At 70.6% G+C, this 17,035-nt stretch carries 16 protein-coding genes, 1 tRNA gene and 2 riboswitches; of the genes, 10 read left to right on the top strand and 7 right to left on the bottom strand.

The window, feature by feature from the left end; all coding sequences use genetic code 11:
* Nucleotides 1–67 precede the first annotated feature (67 nt).
* From gcvH to bcp, 4 genes are all read right to left on the bottom strand, one after another.
* A complete protein-coding gene (gene gcvH, locus AC3EO4_RS18095) occupies nt 68–457 on the bottom strand; it encodes a glycine cleavage system protein GcvH (protein WP_379576904.1) in 390 nt (129 codons plus the stop codon).
* The gene (gene gcvT / locus AC3EO4_RS18090; protein WP_431896664.1) at nt 454–1,539 is read right to left on the bottom strand and encodes a glycine cleavage system aminomethyltransferase GcvT; all 1,086 of its coding nucleotides are present in this window, start codon (nt 1,537–1,539) and stop codon (nt 454–456) included. The genes gcvH and gcvT overlap by 4 nt, the downstream gene beginning before the upstream one ends.
* A gap of 33 nt (nt 1,540–1,572) precedes the next feature.
* Nucleotides 1,573–1,668: riboswitch (glycine riboswitch) on the bottom strand.
* Nucleotides 1,669–1,766, bottom strand: a riboswitch (glycine riboswitch).
* A 49-nt stretch (nt 1,767–1,815) separates the two neighbouring features.
* Nucleotides 1,816–1,899: transfer RNA gene (locus tag AC3EO4_RS18085), tRNA-Leu, on the bottom strand.
* A 79-nt stretch (nt 1,900–1,978) separates the two neighbouring features.
* Entirely contained in the window at nt 1,979–2,452 is a 474-nt protein-coding gene (gene bcp, locus AC3EO4_RS18080; protein WP_431896662.1) for a thioredoxin-dependent thiol peroxidase, read from the bottom strand.
* 107 nt (nt 2,453–2,559) lie between these two features.
* Between bcp and AC3EO4_RS18075 the strand changes: the two genes are divergently transcribed.
* Nucleotides 2,560–2,889, top strand: coding sequence for a DUF3618 domain-containing protein (locus AC3EO4_RS18075; RefSeq protein ID WP_379576900.1), 330 nt, complete (start codon nt 2,560–2,562; stop codon nt 2,887–2,889).
* A gap of 1 nt (nt 2,890) precedes the next feature.
* Here the strand turns inward: AC3EO4_RS18075 and AC3EO4_RS18070 are convergent, their stop codons facing one another.
* Nucleotides 2,891–4,078 (bottom strand): amino acid deaminase/aldolase, encoded by a 1,188-nt coding sequence (locus AC3EO4_RS18070; RefSeq protein ID WP_431896660.1) that lies wholly within the window; start codon nt 4,076–4,078, stop codon nt 2,891–2,893.
* Between the two features lie 100 nt (nt 4,079–4,178).
* Here AC3EO4_RS18070 and AC3EO4_RS18065 point away from each other — a divergent pair, with 100 nt between their 5' ends.
* The 5 genes from AC3EO4_RS18065 to AC3EO4_RS18045 all read left to right on the top strand — a co-directional run bounded on the left by AC3EO4_RS18065 (nt 4,179) and on the right by AC3EO4_RS18045 (nt 10,227).
* Nucleotides 4,179–4,787: a DUF6286 domain-containing protein gene (locus AC3EO4_RS18065; RefSeq protein ID WP_379576897.1), complete on the top strand. Its 609-nt coding sequence runs from the start codon at nt 4,179–4,181 to the stop codon at nt 4,785–4,787.
* Nucleotides 4,787–5,281 (top strand): hypothetical protein, encoded by a 495-nt coding sequence (locus tag AC3EO4_RS18060; protein ID WP_431896657.1) that lies wholly within the window; start codon nt 4,787–4,789, stop codon nt 5,279–5,281. The genes AC3EO4_RS18065 and AC3EO4_RS18060 overlap by 1 nt, the downstream gene beginning before the upstream one ends.
* 66 nt (nt 5,282–5,347) lie before the next feature.
* Nucleotides 5,348–6,298: a LysR family transcriptional regulator gene (locus tag AC3EO4_RS18055; protein ID WP_379576894.1), complete on the top strand. Its 951-nt coding sequence runs from the start codon at nt 5,348–5,350 to the stop codon at nt 6,296–6,298.
* A 94-nt stretch (nt 6,299–6,392) separates the two neighbouring features.
* Complete coding sequence (locus AC3EO4_RS18050) at nt 6,393–9,512, top strand: M28 family peptidase (RefSeq protein ID WP_431896656.1); 3,120 nt, start codon at nt 6,393–6,395, stop codon at nt 9,510–9,512.
* 154 nt (nt 9,513–9,666) lie between these two features.
* Complete coding sequence (locus tag AC3EO4_RS18045) at nt 9,667–10,227, top strand: hypothetical protein (RefSeq protein WP_379576890.1); 561 nt, start codon at nt 9,667–9,669, stop codon at nt 10,225–10,227.
* Nucleotides 10,228–10,392: 165 nt separating this feature from the next.
* On the opposite strand, the gene AC3EO4_RS18040 is transcribed toward AC3EO4_RS18045, so the two are convergent.
* Together AC3EO4_RS18040 and AC3EO4_RS18035 are read right to left on the bottom strand one after the other, a co-directional pair.
* Nucleotides 10,393–10,842, bottom strand: a complete 450-nt coding sequence (locus AC3EO4_RS18040) for a VOC family protein (RefSeq protein WP_431896655.1) — start codon at nt 10,840–10,842, stop codon at nt 10,393–10,395.
* 162 nt (nt 10,843–11,004) lie between these two features.
* Nucleotides 11,005–11,514: a hypothetical protein gene (locus AC3EO4_RS18035; RefSeq protein ID WP_379576887.1), complete on the bottom strand. Its 510-nt coding sequence runs from the start codon at nt 11,512–11,514 to the stop codon at nt 11,005–11,007.
* A 156-nt stretch (nt 11,515–11,670) separates the two neighbouring features.
* Between AC3EO4_RS18035 and AC3EO4_RS18030 the strand changes: the two genes are divergently transcribed.
* The 4 genes from AC3EO4_RS18030 (at nt 11,671) to AC3EO4_RS18015 (ending at nt 16,888) form a co-directional block, all read left to right on the top strand.
* Complete coding sequence (locus AC3EO4_RS18030) at nt 11,671–12,840, top strand: sensor histidine kinase (protein WP_379576885.1); 1,170 nt, start codon at nt 11,671–11,673, stop codon at nt 12,838–12,840.
* Nucleotides 12,837–13,508, top strand: coding sequence for a response regulator (locus tag AC3EO4_RS18025; RefSeq protein ID WP_431896652.1), 672 nt, complete (start codon nt 12,837–12,839; stop codon nt 13,506–13,508). Before AC3EO4_RS18030 ends, AC3EO4_RS18025 begins: the two co-directional genes overlap by 4 nt.
* 183 nt (nt 13,509–13,691) lie before the next feature.
* Nucleotides 13,692–14,441 carry an ABC transporter ATP-binding protein gene (locus tag AC3EO4_RS18020; RefSeq protein WP_379576881.1) on the top strand — a complete coding sequence of 250 codons (750 nt, stop codon included), beginning with the start codon at nt 13,692–13,694 and terminating at the stop codon, nt 14,439–14,441.
* On the top strand, nt 14,438–16,888 hold the full coding sequence (locus AC3EO4_RS18015; RefSeq protein ID WP_379576879.1) for an ABC transporter permease: 2,451 nt from the start codon (nt 14,438–14,440) through the stop codon (nt 16,886–16,888). The genes AC3EO4_RS18020 and AC3EO4_RS18015 overlap by 4 nt, the downstream gene beginning before the upstream one ends.
* The last annotated feature ends 147 nt before the right edge of the window (nt 16,889–17,035 follow it).

The raw sequence follows: 17,035 nt of genomic DNA, 5'->3' as shown, positions 1-17,035 counted from the left end.
TGATCGCCATTGATGCAGCCCAACTCTCGCGAATGCCGGGGTCCTGGCAGGACCCCGGCGGGGTGTGTCAGTTGTCGCCTGACGTGAGCGCGGTGTACTCCTCCGCGCTCAGCAGGTCCTCGGGGTCGCCGGACATGCGGACCCTGAACATCCAGCCCTCGCCGTACGGCTCGCTGTTGACCAGGTCGGGCTTGTCCACCACGGCCTGGTTGACCTCGACGACCTCACCGGCCACCGGGGCGTAGATCTCGCTCACGGACTTGGTCGACTCGACCTCACCGACGGAGTCACCGGCCTCGAACGTCGCCCCGACCTCGGGGAGCTGCACGTAGACCACGTCGCCCAGCGCCTCGGCCGCGTAGGCGGTGATGCCCACCGTCACGGTCAGGCCGTCGTCGAGGCCGCCGACCCACTCGTGCTCCTTGGTGTAGCTCAGGTCGTCAGGGATGGTGCTCACTTGTTCCTCCTGTAGAAAGGCAGCTCAACCAGGTCCACAGCCTCGTGACTGCCCCGGATGTCAACGGTCAGACCTTCTTCTATCCCAGTGTCCACGTACGCCATCGCGATGGGCCTGCCGAGGGACTGCGACGGGGCGCCGCTGGTCACCTCTCCCACGACGGCACCGTCCTTGGTGACAGGGAATCCGTGGCGCGGGACCCTGCGGCCCGTCGCGACCAGGCCGACGAGGCGGCGGCGCGGCGGAACGTCCTTGGCGGGCTCGAGCGCGGCCCTGCCGACGAAGTCGCCGGGCTTGTCGAACTTCACCACGCGGCCGAGCCCCGCGTCGAACGGCGTGAGCGAGACGTCGAGCTCGTTGCCGTACAGCGGCATGCCGGCTTCGAGGCGGAGCGTGTCGCGGCTGGACAGACCCGCGGGCATGATCCCGTACGGCTCGCCCGCCTTGGTCAGCGCGTGCCACAGGGCGACGGCGTCGGCGTTGCGGACGAACAGCTCGAAGCCGTCCTCGCCGGTGTAGCCGGTGCGGGCGATGAGCGCCTCGGCGCCGGCGACGGTGCCGGGCAGGCCCGCGTAGTACTTCAGGCCTTCGAGGTCGGCGTCGGTGAGGGCGGAGAGGATCTCCTGGGCGCGCGGGCCCTGGACGGCGATGAGCGCGTACTGGTCGGAGCGGTCGTCGACGACGGCGTCGAACCGCTCGGCGCGCTCGGTGAGCCGGTCGGCGACCATGAGGTAGTTGGAGGCGTTGGCGACGACCATGAACTCCTGGTCGGCCAGCCGGTAGACGATGAGGTCGTCGAGCACGCCGCCGCTCTCGTTGACGATCATCGTGTAGCGGGCGCGGCCGGGCGCGAGCGCGGACAGGTGTCCGACGAGGGCGTAGTCGAGCGCCTCGGCCGCCTGCGGCCCGGTAACGAAGATCTCCCCCATGTGGGACAGGTCGAACAGCCCGGCCCGCTCGCGGACGGCGTTGTGCTCGGCTGACTCGCTTCCGTAGCGCAGCGGCATGAGCCAGCCGGCGAAGTCGGTCAGCGTCGCACCGAGACTCTCGTGTACGTCGCGCAGCGGTGTCGGTCGGGACATTGTTCGCACCTCAGAATGGGTCGGATGCCAGGATCCTCCCCCTCTGTCATCGGTGCCTGAGAGCTTCGCCCGGGTTTGCCGGACTTTCACCTTCGGCGAGGCCCCGCAGGCCTGCTTTCCAGAGGTCACCTGGCCCGCGCGGTCCTTTGCCTTGAGAGGTTCGCGGGGAGGGCTTGCTCCTTCAGGGTTCCTGGCCGGATGCCAGGACGCTCTCCCGCGTGGGTTCATCGGTGTCTGTAGGCAAGAGTAGTACGGATTGGCCCGCCAAGGGAAAGGTGCGGGCGGGGGGACTCGAACCCCCACAGTGTCTCCACCAACAGGACCTAAACCTGCCGCGTATGCCTATTTCGCCACGCCCGCGCATCCGCCATCAGCTTAGCGCCCGGGCAGGGGCGGAGACACTCGTTTGCGATCAAGCCCGCGAGCTTGATCGAAGACGTCAGGCCAGCCCCAGCTTCTTCTTCAGGCCCGCCACGTGCCCCGTGGCCTTCACGTTGTAGAGGGCCTGCTCGATCTTCCCGTCGGCGTCGATGACGAACGTCGAGCGGATCACGCCGACGACCTCCTTGCCGTACAGCTTCTTGGCGCCGTACGCGCCGTAGGCCTTGTGGACCTCCAGGTCGACATCCGACAGCAGCGGGAAGGTCAGCGCGTCGCGCTCGGCGAACTTCACCAGCTTGTCCGTCTTGTCCTTCGACACGCCGAGCACGACGAAGCCCTCGTCGGTCAACCGGCCGAGGTTGTCGCGGAAGTCGCACGCCTGCTTGGTGCATCCGGGCGTCATCGCGGCGGGGTAGAAGTACAGGATGACGCGCTTGCCGCGGTAGGCGTCGAGGGAGACGGCGTCGCCGCCGGCCACGGGTAGCGTGAAGTCCGGAGCGGCGTCTCCCGGCTGGAGCTTGGTTTCGGTCACGGGCTCAACCTAACCAATCGGCGGGACACATTTCGCCCTCGGCCTTCGCCCGCTGTGCCGTACGGCGATGCGACCTGACAGACTGATCACCCTGAGAGAGGAGAGCCATGGCCGACACCGACCCTGATGAGCTGGAGCGCAAGATCGCCCAGACGCGCGCCGAGCTCGCGCAGACCGTCGACGCCATCGCCGACAGGGTCAGCCCCAAGCGGGTGGCCCAGCGGGGCGTGGAGGAGGTCAAGTCAAGGGCCGAGCATTTCGTGGCGTCGGTCGGCGACCTCGTGGGGGTCACACCCAAGCCGGTGCGTTTCGGCGACGAGCCCGAGGACGTGTGGGAGGACGAGCGGCCGATCGGCACCGCGCTGATCGCCGTGGGCGCGGTGCTGGTGGTGGGCGCGGCGATCATCCTGTGGCGCGGCAGGCGCCGCAGGAGGTGAGTCAGAGGAAGGTCTTGCCCTCGCCCCTGTAGGTCGGGACCTCCTCGACGACCTTGTCGCCCTCGATCAGCAGCAGCGTGGCGAAGCGCTCGCACAGCTCACCCGCCTTGGCGTGGCGGAACCACACCCTGTCGCCGACCCGCAGGTCCTCGGCGGGCTGGCCGAGCAGCGGGGTCTGCACCTCGCCCGCGCCCTCGTCGCTGGAGTAGCGCAACCCGGCCGGCAGGTACGGCTGGGGCAGCCGCGAGGGGCCGGGCGCCCCCGAGGCGAGGTAGCCGCCGCCGAGCACCGTCACCACACCGAGCGCCGGACGCCGGACGACGGGCAGCGCGAACAGCGCCGCGGGGCGACCGCTGAAGCCGCGGTAGAAGTCGAAGAGCCGGGGGTGGAAGAAGCCCGAGCCTGCCGCGCACTCGGTGACGGCCTTCTCCCTGACCGTGCGATCGACGCTGCCGGTGCCGCCGCCGTTGACGAACTCCAGCTCGGCCAGCTGCCTGACGGCGTTGACGACGCGGCCGCGCCGTACGATCAGCTCGCGGGCCGAGCGGGCCTGCATCAGCCTGATGACGCGGGCGAAGGCCGCGTTGCCCGGCGGGTCGTCGCCCACGCCCGCGATCTGCGCCTCGTAGGCCATGAGGCCGACCAGGCGGAAGGCGGGCCGCTTGGCGATCTCGGCGGCCAGGTCGGCGGCGTGGACGGGCTCGCGGACCGGCGAGCGCAGCGCGCCGGCGCGGAACCGCCCGCCGAAGGCGACGTACCCGGCGTCGAGGTCGAGGCAGAGTCGCAGGACGGGACCGGCGTCATGGATCGCCGACTCGATGAAGTCGAGGTGCTCGACGGAGTCGACCATGAGAGTGATCTCCCGCGCCGCCTCCTCGGAGGCCGCCAGCGCGGCCAGCGCCGCCCTGTCGGCGGTGGGGTAGGCGACCAGCACGTCGGTGAAGCCGTGCGAGACCAGCCACAAGGCCTCGGGCAGGGTGAAGGCCATGACGCCGCGGAAGCCGTCCATGGCGAGGATGCGCTCCAGGATCGGGCGCGAGCGGACGGACTTGCTCGCCACCCTGATCGGCTTGCCGCCGGCCCGGCGGACGAGGCTCTCCGCATTGGCGCGCAACGCCTCCAGATCGAGGATCGCGAAGGGCGGCTCGAACTCGGCGGTGGCCCTGTCGTAGCGCTGGCGGTCGTCCATAGAAGCAGGGTAATACCGATTTTCGTCGGCAAAGATCCCGTAAACCGGCGGCGGGGAAGGCTTTATGGCCTGGCGGGTCCCTGTACCTCTGGTCGGTGTGATGACAACACTCCAGGAGCGCCTGCCTGGCGGAGCCGCTCTGGGCGAGCGTGAGACGCCCCGCCGCAGGGCGGCCAGAGTGCTCAGACCTGCGCGTACCCCCGCGGGCGTGGCGGTGGCCTTCACGCTGTCGGCCGGGCTGGCGCTGGTGTCGGCCGAGATCCTGGCCACGCTGATGGGCGGCAGGCTCGGACTCGTGCCGGTCGACGAGGTGGTCGCCATGGCGGCCGCGACCCCATGGTCCGACCCCGCTCTGATGCTGGGAGCGCTGGGGGTGGCCGCCACGGGCCTGGCCCTGCTGGGGCTCGCCCTGGTGCCGGGCAGGTGCAGGCTGGTGGCGCTGGAGACCGCCGACCCGAAGATCGTCATGGCCATCACCAGGACGGGGTTGCGCAGGACGCTCAAGTCCGTGGCCGAGGACGTCGACGGGGTGCGCAGCGTGCGCGTGCGGCTGCGCCGCCGCCTGATCGAGGTCGCCGTCGTCTCCGACGCCGAGCGGTCAGGCGAGATGCTGCGCAGGACCGGCGCCGCCGTCGGCGAGCGGCTGAACGGGCTCGGCGCGATGTGCGCGGGCGAGGTCGTGGTGCGGCTGCGCAGGAGGGGGCTCTGATGCGGCAGTACTCCGGCAACAGGATCGGTCTCGGCGTGGTCGGCGCGGTGCTGCTGGGCGCGGGCGTCTACGCCTACCTGCGCGGCGGCGGCGAGCTCGGCAAGGGCAGGAACACCATGGTCCTGGAGGCCGACCTCGACGGCTTCGTCGCCGCGCACCCCTTGATCTCGTGGGGGCTGGCGCTCGCACTGGTGCTGGCCGCCATGCTGGCCACCCGGTGGCTGTTCATGGCGCTCGGCTGGGGCAGGCTCGGCAACCGGTCGGGCACGGGTACGGCCCTGCTCTGCGTGGGGTTGAAGGACGTGGACGGGATCAGCCGTACCAGCGTGCGGGTGGTGGGTGAGGACCGGCTGCGGCTGGCGGTGACCTGCCCCGTCACCGCCGACGTGGGCGCGGTGGTGACCAAGCTCGACCGCGAGATCGTCGGCAGGGTCCGCCGCGACATCGGCGAGGACGACATGGGCGCGATCGTCCGCGTGCACGTCCGTCGCTGACGTGCCCCCGTGGCCGCCACCTGATTGGGCCTTACTGGAAAGCTTCTTTACTTTTAAGCTCGCGGTGTGGACCTTGAGGTTCGTCACCTGCGGGTGCTGTGCGCCATAGCGGACACGGGAAGCATCTCCAAGGCGGCCGCGACCCTGGGCATGTCGCAACCCGGCATCGCCGCGCAGCTGCGCAGGATCGAGCGGATGGTGGGCGGCCCGCTGTTCGACCGCTCGCACGACGGTGTGAGCCCCACCCCGCGAGGCGAGTGGCTGCTGACGCGCTCGCGCTCGCTGCTGCCCGCCTTCGACGAGCTGCGGCGCGACGCCGCCCGCTACGCCACGCCGCCCGGCGGGCCGCTGCGGATCAGGGTCGGGTGCGCGCCGACCCGGCTGGCCATCTACCTGGCCCGCAGCCTGGATCGGCTGCTTCCAGGCGCGGAGGTCAGCCTGCGCACCGAGGCGACGTTGGACCCGCTGCCCGGGCTGCTGGAGAGCGAGCGGATCGAGTTGGCCACCCTCGACGACTATCCGGGGCACGAACTGGTCGCTCCGCGGGGCACGCGGTACGCGGTGATCGCCACCGAGCCGCTGTTCGTCGGGCTCTCCTCCCGCCACCGCCTGGCGGGGGCCGAGGAGGTCGAGCTGCGCGACCTGGCGGGAGAGGACTGGGCGCAGCCCGCGCTGCTGGAGTCGGGGCCGCGCGAGCACATGCTGACGACCTGCGCCGAGCACGGCTTCACGCAGCGGGTCGCCTACGGGGTGAACCTGGAGGTGGCGCTCGACCTGATCGGCGAGGGCAGGTGCGTCGGGCTGTTCCAGGCGACCGCGCCCGCGAGGGACGGCATCACGATCAGGCCGCTGCGCGGCGCCCCGCTGCGCTTCCGGCACCTGCTGGGATGGCACGAGAAGGGTCCGCTGGCGCCGCTGGCCGACGACCTGGTGCAGACGGTGACCAAGACCTACTGGAGCGAGGCGCGGCGCGCGCCGGCGTATCAGGCCTGGCTGAAGCGACACGGGCGGATATAACGCAAAATTATAGGAAAATGTTGGGTTACTAAGGCTTTTACTCTCGCGGTCAACTTGGGGCAACTCCCGCCTAGACCCCCCGAGGAGCACGAGAGTGAAACCCACCCTCCGGCTGGGTGCCGCCGCCACGCTCGCGTTGGCACTGGTCATGACCACGACCGCGGCGGCGGATCCGCCCACCCCCGCGGAACGCCGCAACGCCGTCTCCGCCGCCCAGAGCGCCCTCCTGGCCAACAGCGAGGCCCTCTTCGCGACCCCCGACGACGACTTCACGCTCGTCTCCTCGGTCAGCGGCGTGCGCGGCCTGCAGTACCTCACCTACGCCCGCACTCACGCGGGCCTGCCCGTCTACGGCGGCGACGTCGTCGTCGCCACCGACGAGTCCGGCCAGGTCGTCCAGCAGGTCACCACCGGCCAGCGGGCCAGGCTCGCCGTCCCCGACGCCGCCACCGTCAGCGCGGGGCAGGCCGCGCTGACCGCCCGCAAGCGCGTGCCCACGGTGTCCGCCGTCGGCACGCCGACCCTGTCGATCCACGCGGCGGGCGAGCGCCCCCGCCTCGCATGGGAGGTGGTCGTCGAAGGGCTGACCGCCAAGGTGCCGAGCAAGCTGCACGTCTACGTCGACGCCGTCACCGGAACGATCGTCGACGAGTGGGACGAGGTGCGCGCGGGCACCGGTAACAGCTACTACAACGGCAACCCCGTGCAGATCGCCACCTCGCCCTCGTACTCCATGGTCGACCCCGGCAGGCGCGGCATCCAGTGCGGGGGGCAGAACGGCCAGGCCTACACCGGCACCGACGACAGCTGGGGCAACGGCACAGGGACCAACCTGGAGACCGCCTGCGTCGACGCGCTGTTCGCGGTCCAAAAGGAATGGGACATGCTGCGCGACTGGCTGGGCCGCCAGGGGATCGACGGCCGCGGCGGCGGCTTCCCCGCGCGTGTCGGGCTGGCCGAGGTGAACGCCTACTGGACGGGCTCCTACACCACCTTCGGCCGCAACTCCGCGGGCACCCAGCAGCTCACCGCGATGGACGTGGTCGGCCACGAGTTCGGCCACGGCATCTTCCACACCACGCCGGGCGGCCCGGGCAGCGGCAACGAGACCGGCGGGCTCAACGAGTCGACCGGCGACATCTTCGGCGCGCTGACCGAGCACTACGTCAACGAGCCCGCCAACCTCGACCCGCCGGACTACCTGGTGGGCGAGGAGGTCAACCTGAGCGGCTCGGGCCCGATCCGCAACATGTACAACCCTTCGGCGCTCGGTCACCCCAACTGCTTCCGCCTGCCCGCCCCCGAGGTGCACGCGGGCGCAGGACCGCAGAACCACTGGTTCTACCTGGTGGCGGAGGGCACCAACCCGCAGGGCAAGCCGGCCAGCTCCAGATGCGACAACGGCCAGGCGATCACCGGCATCGGCATCCGCAAGGCCGGCGAGATCTTCATGAGCGCCCTGAACACCAAGACCCAGCCGTGGACCCACGCCAAGGCGCGCGTCGCCACGCTCAACGCGGCCAAGACCCTCTACCCGGGCAGCTGCGTCGAGTTCAACGTCGTCAAGGAGGCCTGGTCAGGCGTCAGCGTGCCGCAGCAGACCGGGGAGCCGACCTGCCAGCAGGGCAGCGACTTCACGGTGGCGCTCGATCCGGCCTCGCGCACGGTCCAGCCAGGCCGGCAGGCGTCCACGACCGTGCGGACGACCGCGATCGGAACCGCACAGTCGATCACCCTCGGCACCGGCACCCTGCCGTCGGGCGTGACGGCGAGCTTCTCCCCCGCCACCATCACCGCAGGCCAGAGCGCCACGCTGACCCTGTCCACCTCCTCGGGCACCCCGGTCGGCACCCACTCCGTCAGCGTCCTGGCCGACGGCACGGAGGTCGACAGGCAGGCCGCGTTCTCGCTGACCGTCGGCACGCCGCCCGACCCCGGCACGCCCGACATCCCGGTCGCCAACATCACCGCGCACCTGAGCCAGCTGCAGAGCATCGGCCCGCGCCCCTCGCCGAGCACGGGATACACCTCCGCGCTCACCTACATCAAGGGCAAGCTCGACGCCGCCGGCTACACCACCCAGGTCCAGAACTTCACCTACGGCGGCGCCACCCACCAGAACCTGATCGCCGACTGGCCCGGCGGCCCCGGCAACCAGGTCGTCATGCTGGGCAGCCACCTCGACAGCGTCAGCGCGGGACCCGGACTCAACGACAACGGCTCGGGTTCCTCCTCGATGCTCGAGCTCGCGCTCACGCTCGCGGGCCGCAACCCCACCCTGACCAAGCACGTGCGCTTCGCCTGGTGGGGCGCCGAGGAGCTGGGCCTGCGCGGCTCGCAGCACTACGTGCAGACCAGCGGCGTGTCCGGGATCGAGGCCTACCTGAACTTCGACATGACCGGCTCGCCCAACCCTGGCTACTTCGTCTACGACGACGACCCGCAGTTGCAGCGGCTGTTCAACGACTACTACGCCTCCATCAACGTGCAGACCGAGATCGAGACGGCGGGCGACGGCCGCAGTGACCACGCCCCGTTCAAGAACGCGGGCGTCAGGGTCGGGGGCGTCTTCACCGGCGCCGAGGCGATCAAGTCGGCCGCCCAGGCGGCCAAGTGGGGCGGCACCTCAGGCCAGGCGTTCGACCGCTGCTACCACTCCGCGTGCGACACCTACCCGGCGAACGTCAACACCACGGCGCTCGACCGCAACGCGGACGCCGCGGCGTACGTGTTGTGGAAGCTCGCCGTCGGCGGCACCGCGGCCGACGACTACTCGGTGACGCTGAACCCGTCGTCGGCGACCGTCCAGCCGGGACAGACCGCCACGGCGACGCTCAGCACGCAGGTCACCTCGGGCGGCCAGCAGAGCGTCACGCTCTCGGCGGCCGGCGCGCCCGGCGGGGTGAGCGTCACCATCAGCCCGCAGACGATCACCTCGGGCCAGACCGCGACGGTGACGCTCGCCACGGCCTCGGGTACGGCGCCGGGGGCGTACCCGATCACCATCGAAGCCGACGGCGCCAGCGCCGACCACTCGGCCCGCTTCACGCTGACGGTCGGCGGCGACGGGGAGACCACGTGGGCCGCGTGGACGCCGTACACGGTGGGTGACGTGGTCGTCTACCAGGGCGTCAGGTACCGCTGCAGGATCAGCCACACCTCGCTGCCGGGATGGGAGCCGCCGAACGTGCCGGCGCTCTGGCTGCCCATCTAGGCCCTTTCTCAGCGGCTACGGCAAGCGGGCGGACGGCCACCGGGGTCACCGGTGGCCGTCCGTCGTTCACGCCTCCTCCAGCGGGACTCCGGCGGGCCGCCGTCACGTCATCCAGAAATCGCCATTACCGGATAAATCGGGCACCATATCCCCCATGCCCCGCAGGCCCCTCCTTTCCCTGGCGTACCTCGTCCCGGCCCTCACACTCGCCGCCACGGTCGTCGTCACCAGGACCGCCGACACCGAACTGGTCCTGCTCAACGACACCCTCGACCACCCCGTCCTGTTCGGTCTCGCCGCTCTCCTCCTCGGCGGCCTGGGCGTGCGCGAGCTGGTCAGGCCGACGCCATGGGCGCGGGCCGCCGTCGTGATCGCGACGATCGCGGGCATGCTCGGCTGGATGGGCTACGGGATCCGCTGGTCGGTCTTCACCTCCTACGAGGTGGCATCCGTGAAGGGGCCGGGCACGCTCACCCTGATCGTGCGGGAGCAGAGCGGCCTGTTCGAGAGCAGCATGGCGCTCAGCGTCCGCGACGGCGCGGGCCTGCTCAGCCGCGAGTGGTCGCTCGGCTGTCCCGACCTCGACCTCACGCGGGACGAACTTCACCTCGTCCGGTGGGCGGGGAGGAACAGGGTCGAGGCGCGCGTCCCCGGCGAGAGGCCCGTCGGCGTCGACCTGGACACCTCCGGCCGCCCCACCGGGGTGTGCGGCTAGCCCCGTTTTCCGCACGTGCCGCTTCGTCCCTGATACCCGTCCACACCCCGTCCTTCTCTTCCACCCAAGCCTCCCTCTCTTCCAGAAGGACCCAGGCAGAAAGTGCGGCGGAGGGCGAGGGATGCGGAGACACGGGATAGCCGTGATGACGTGCGGAATACGGCGCTAGACCACGTCGAACTCGTTCTGCTCGGGATCCATCATCGCCACCGCATAGTGATCAACCCCGGGCTGCGACAGCACCCGCACAACGGACGCCCCCGCCTGGACAAGCCGCTCCACCTCGGCGTCCACCCGCGCTTTCCGGGTCTCCAGCGGTACGTCCTCCCGCTTGCCGCCCACCTTCACATCCAGGTGGAACCGGTTCTTGACCACCTTGCCCTCAGGCACCTGCTGGAACCAGATCCTCGGCCCGTACCCCTCGGGATCGACGATGCTGTCGCTGCCGTCCCCCTCGCCCAGCTCGTCCTCCGGCACTCCGAGACTGCGCCAGTAATCCCGCCATGTGTCGAATCCACCCGGCGGCGGCTCCACCGTGTACCGCAGCGCGCCCGCCCAGAACCGGGCCATCCGCTCGGGTGCCGCACAGTCGATGACCAGCTGATAAGAAACCATGGCAGCCATCCTGCCGGACCCATCCGACAATTTGCTCGGCCTGCGCATGCCCCGCGACTGCGGCGCACGCTGTCTCGCCGGCCACGTCATACCGCGACGACGATCACCACAGCCACCCGATGATCTTCAAACGACCTCACGTGCGGAAAACGGGGTAGCCGGTCAGCCCGTCGGCGACGGCACCGGAGTGGGGAGGCCGGTCCTCGGCGGCAGGGACATCGTGGGGACGGGCGGCATGGGCTGCACGGGCGCCTGCCGGGGATACCTGTACCGGTACGGGGGCGCGCAGGCCGTGCCGCCGTCAGGGGTGTACCAGCAGTCGGCGGGCGGCTGCATGCCGTACCGGCCGGGTCCCTCCCAGTGGGACACGCGGTGCCGGTCGCCGTGGTCGGCGACCCTGAACAGGATCGCGACCGCACCGCCGCCGAGAAGGCCGCCGATCAGCAGTCCGATGAGCCCCGCGCCGATGATCTGGGCGTGCCGCTGCCGGACGAACGTCGCGAAGGTTTCGCGCGGAGGTGGCGGCGGTCCGAAGACGGGGCCATTCTGCGGAGGGCCGGACGGCGGTTCCGAGGGCGGGCCCGAAGGTGGTGATGGGGCGCTCTCAGGGTCCGGGCCGCGCGATGCTTCCTCTTCACCGCGCGGCCCTGCGGCGTGATCATGATCCGCCATCACGATCTCCCTTTACTCGCCCAGAGGGCGCTCCCAGAGATGACAATGCCCGACGCCCTATAAATAGCGCGTAAATGTGGCATGCGACCAGGGTCGTACATTGACCTCCGACTCCAGGGGGAAGGACGGCCACGAGGCGATACGTACAGTGAGGGAGTGTTCGGCAAGATTCGAGCGTGGTCGCAACGCCGCCGCATGCTCGTGGACGTCCTGTGGGTCACCCCGCTGATCGCGCTGTGCGCGGCCCTGGCCACGACCTACACCCAGTCGCCGGCCAACGCGCCCGTCGACCTGGTCGGCTACCTGCTCCTCTCGACGGCGCTGCTCGTACCCCTCTTCTGGCGCAACAGCCATCCGCGCTCCGTGTTCGCGCTCGTCTCGCTGACCAGCTTCGGGCAGTGGCTGGCAGGCGTCGACGCCTTCCCCGCCAACTCGGCGGTGCTCGTCGCGATGTACGCCATGGCCAGCCGATGCAGGTTCAGATGGGCGCTGGCGGCCGGCCTGGTCTCGGAGCTCGGCATCTTCCTCGCCCTCTCCCACTGGGACACCGTCAGCCTCGGCATGTTCCTGAGCTGCTCGTTCTTCGTGATCATGATCTGGCTGACCGGCATCTACGCCAACACGCGCCAGCGCTACCTGGAGGGCCTCGAGGAGCGGGCCGAACGCGCCGAACGCGAACGCGACCAGCAGGCCAGGATGGCGGCGGCGGCCGAGCGGGCCAGGATCGCCAGGGAGCTGCACGACGTGGTGGCCCACAACGTCAGCGTGATCATCGTTCAGGCCGACGGGGCGAGCTTCGCCATCGACAGCGACCCCGACCAGGCGCGGCAGGCCGTACACGCGATCTCCAAGACCGGCCGCGAAGCGCTGGCGGAGATGCGCCGCCTGGTGGGGGTGCTGCGCGACGACCCGGCAGGCACCGCCCCCGACGCCGCCGACTACACCCCGCAGCCGGGCCTCGCGCAGCTGGAGGACCTGGTGCGCGGCTCCGGCCTGCCGGTCGACCTGCGCGTCACCGGCACCCCGCACGAGCTGTCGGAGGGCGAGCAGCTGGCCGTCTACCGGCTGGTGCAGGAGGCACTGACCAATACCCTCAAGCACGGGGGGCCTGGCGCGAGGGCCACGGTGGAGATGGAGTACGGCATGCGCGAACTCGTGGTGCGCGTCACCGACGACGGCAGGGGCGCGGCCGCGCCCCTGAGCGAGGGTGGGCACGGCCTGCTCGGCATGCGCGAAAGGGTCTCCATGTACGGCGGAGCCGTCCAGGCCGCCCCCAGACCGGGCGGCGGCTTCGAGGTGCTGGCCAGGCTGCCGGTCGCCGCATGATCAGGGTCATGCTGGTCGACGACCAGCAGTTGCTGCGCGCGGGCTTCAAGATGGTGCTGGGCGCCCAGCCCGACATCGAGGTGGTCGCCGAGGCGAGCGACGGCGTCACGGCGCTGGAGCTGCTGAAGCAGGTCGAGGTCGACGTCGTCCTGATGGACGTGCGCATGCCCCGCATGGACGGCGTCGAGGCGACCAGGCTGATCGAGGGCCCGAAGGTGCTCATCCTGACCACGTTCGACCTCGACGAGTACGCCTACGCGGCGATCAAGGCGGGCGCCTCCGGCTTCCTGCTGAAGGACGTGCCGCCTTCCGACCTGGTGAGCGCGATCCGCTCGGTCCACAACGGTGACTCGGTGATGGCGCCGAGCGCCACGCGCAGGCTGCTGGCGAAGTTCGCCGCGCAGCTGACCACCGAACGGCTGCCCGACGGCAGCCTGCTGACCGCCAGGGAACAGGAGGTCATGATGCTGGTGGCGCGCGGGCTGTCCAACACCGAGATCGCCGGGCGGCTCGACCTGGCGGAGGCGACGGTGAAGACGCACCTGGGCAGGGTGCTGGCCAAGCTGGGGCTGCGCGACAGGGCGCAGGTGGTGGTCTACGCCTACGAGGCCGGGCTGGTCGTCCCGTCCGACCGGCTACCACCCCGACCTCAGGACCGGCTGCGGTAGCGGCCGATCCGGGACGGGCCCCTTGTGCGGGGCTTTCGTCGCGGGGACCGGATCGGTGGTTCGGCGGTTCCAGGGATGTCCCCCGGATCGGCCGAAAGGCTGATCCGGGTCATCTGAGGTGTGACAGGAAGTCCCTCCTCGAGTCCCAGGGAAAGCCGTCTTGTCCCTCATAGCGTCTTCTGCGTGACAGCGACACAGATATCCCTCAGGCCCGCCGTGGTGGCCACCGGACTGACGAAGACCTACGGACAGGGCGACACGCGGGTGCACGCGTTGCGCGGGGTGGACGTCTCGTTCGCCACCGGCGCCTTCACCGCGATCATGGGCCCGTCGGGTTCGGGCAAGTCGACGTTGATGCACTGCCTGGCCGGGCTCGACACGGTCACGAGCGGCCACGTCCACATCGGCGACGTCGAGCTGACCGGGCTCGGCGACAAGCAGCTCACGCTGCTGCGCAGGGACAGGATCGGCTTCATCTTCCAGGCGTTCAACCTGCTGCCGACGCTGACCGCCGAGGAGAACATCAGGCTGCCGCTGGAGATCGCCGGACGCCAGGCCGACACCGTGCTGTTCGACCGGGTCATTCAGACCGTGGGCCTGAAGGACAGGCTCGGCCACCGGCCGACCGAGCTGTCCGGCGGCCAGCAGCAGCGCGTCGCCGTCGCCCGCGCCCTGATCAGCAAGCCACAGGTGATCTTCGCCGACGAGCCCACGGGCAACCTCGACTCGCGCAGCGGTGCCGAGGTGCTGTCGTTCCTGCGCACCAGCGTCCGCGAACTGGGCCAGACCATCGTGATGGTCACCCACGACCCCGTCGCCGCCGCCTACGCCGACCGTGTCGTCTTCCTCCGCGACGGCGAACTGGTCAGCGAAGTGGCCCAGCCCTCGCCGCAGTCGGTGCTCGACACGCTGATGAGGCTGGAAGCCAAGTGATCAAGACGACCCTCGCAAGCCTGCGGGCGCATCGGCTGCGCCTGCTGCTCACCTCCCTGGCGATCGCGCTCGGAGTGGGCTTCATCGCGGGCACGTTCGTGCTCACCGACACCATCGAGGCCGGGTTCGCGCAGAAGGTCACCGCGGACGCCGAGAAGGTGGCCGTCGCCGTCCTGCCGAAGCCGGGCGCGCAGGCGCTCCCCGAGAAGCTCGTCGAGCGCCTGCGCGGTCTCGACGGCGTCACCGACGTCCAGGGACAGGTGCGCGGCAACGCCCCGCTGCTGGGCAGGAACGGCAAGACGATCGGCGACCTGCCGACCACCGCGATCTCCGCGACCACCCGCACGACGATCACGGACGGCGCCGCCCCCGCCGGGGACGACCAGGCGATCGTCGATGAGAACACCGCGCGCAAGCAGGGGTTCGCGGTCGGCGACACCGTCACGGTGCTCGACCGCAAGGGCGGCAGGCACGCGTTCAAACTGGTCGGCGTCTTCGACATCGGCCTGGACCAGGAGCTCGGCTACACCGGTGCGGTCGGCTTCACCACCGCGACCGCGCAGCGGCTGACGGGCGAGAAGGGCTTTCGCGAGATCGACCTGGCGGGCGACGACCCCGCCGCGCTCAAGCAGGCCGTCACCACCGCCCTCGGCCAGGCCTACGACGTCAAGACCGGCCACGAACTGGCGGCGGCCATGGCGAAGAGCAACGGCGTGCAGATCGACTTCATCAAGCTGGGCCTGCTGATCTTCGGCCTGATCGCCATGATGGTGGCCGCGCTGGTCATCTACAACACCTTCAACATCCTCGTCGCCCAGCGGACCAGGGAGATGGCGCTGCTGCGCTGCATCGGCGCCACGCGCGGCCAGGTGTTCGGCTCGGTGCTGCTGGAGTCGGTGGTCGTCGGCCTGCTCTCCTCCGTGCTCGGCCTCGCGGCCGGGTACGGGCTCGGCGCGGGCGCGATGGCCGTGCTGCGCGCGCTGGACGCGCCGCTGCCCACCGGGCTCGGCCCGTCGCTCACGCCTCTGACGATCACCGTCGGGCTCGTGGTCGGCCTCGTCGTGACCGTCGGCGCCGCCCTGCTGCCCGCGCGCTCGGCCACCGCCGTCGCGCCGATCGCGGCGCTGCGCAGCCAGGTGGAGGAGCAGACCTACCGCGCGGGCCTGATCCGCGTGGTCATCTCGGGGCTCCTGCTGCTCGCGGGGGCGGGGGCGACCGGCGCGGCGGTGTTCATGGCCCCCGGCGAGCAGGTCTCGCTCTTCGTCGCCATGGGCGGGTGCACGCTGATCTTCCTGGCGGTCCTCATCCTGGGCCCGGTGCTGGTCAAGCCGCTCAGCAGGCTGGTCGGCCAGGTGCCGCGCGTGCTGTTCGGAGTGCCAGGACGGCTGGCCGTCGACAACTCGGGCCGCAACCCCAAGCGGGCGGCCACCACGACGATCGCGCTGACCATCGGCGTGACGCTGATGACGGTCATCTCGGTGATGACCGCCTCGACGAGGGTGACGATGGCGGCCAAGCTCGACTCGCAGTTCCCCGCCGACTACATGGTCGCCACCCAGGACCGCGAGGCGGCGATCCCCCGCTCGGTCGGCGACACCCTGCGGGCCAAGCCCGAGTTCGACTCCGTCCTGCAGATCCGCGACACGAGCGCGAAGGTCGGCAAGGTCGACAGTCAGGTCGGCACGTTCACCGGGCCCGCCAAGCTCGAACCGCTCGGCCCGGGCGAGGTCGCGCTCACCGAGAGCCAGGCCAAGGAGCGGGGGCTGAAGGCGGGCTCCACACTGCGGCTCACCACCAAGCGGGAGGGAACGGTCACCCTCAAGGTCGGCCAGCTGCTCGACGACGAGACGCTGCTGCCGTCCGTCACCCTCTCGCCCGGCTCCTACGACCAGTACTTCGGCAGGACGCCCGATTCGAGGATCTACCTCAAGATCAAGGACGGTGTCGATCCTGACAAGACCCGCGACCTGGTCGAGGCCGCCACCGCGGCCTTCCCCACCGTGCAGGTGATCAGCTCGACCGACGTGCGGGGCGAGTACGACGACGCCCTCGACATGACACTGATGATCGTCACGGGGCTGCTCGGCCTGGCGATCCTCATCTCGCTGCTCGGCATCGCCAACACGCTGTCGCTGTCGGTCCACGAGCGCACCCGCGAGTCGGCCCTGCTGCGGGCGCTCGGCCTGACCAGGCCGCAACTGCGCCGGATGCTGTCGGTGGAGGCACTCGTGCTCGGCCTGATCGGCGCGCTGGTCGGGGTGACGCTCGGCATCGCCTTCGGCTGGGCGGCCGTCAGGACCATGATGGACGACTCGACGCTGTCGGTGCCCTTCGGACAGATCGCACTGTTCGTGGCGCTGTCGGGGCTGGCGGGCGTGCTGGCGGCCGTACTCCCGGCACGCAAGGCGGCTCGCGCGTCGATCGTCACCTCACTGGCGAGCGGCTGAGTCCCCCTGCCGCGGTCCCGCCGCTTCACAGCCGCCCAGCCGGGTTCACGGCGGCCGAGCCGGGTTCACGGCAACCCGGCCGGTTCACGGCAGCCCAGCCGTCAGCGGAGGGTGGCGGCCCGGCGTCAGCGGGGGTGGCGGCCTGGC

This window comes from Nonomuraea sp. bgisy101 (genome assembly GCF_057708945.1).
The sequence above is the reverse complement of the archived record's forward strand: the minus strand, read 5'-3'. Positions and strand labels throughout refer to the sequence as shown.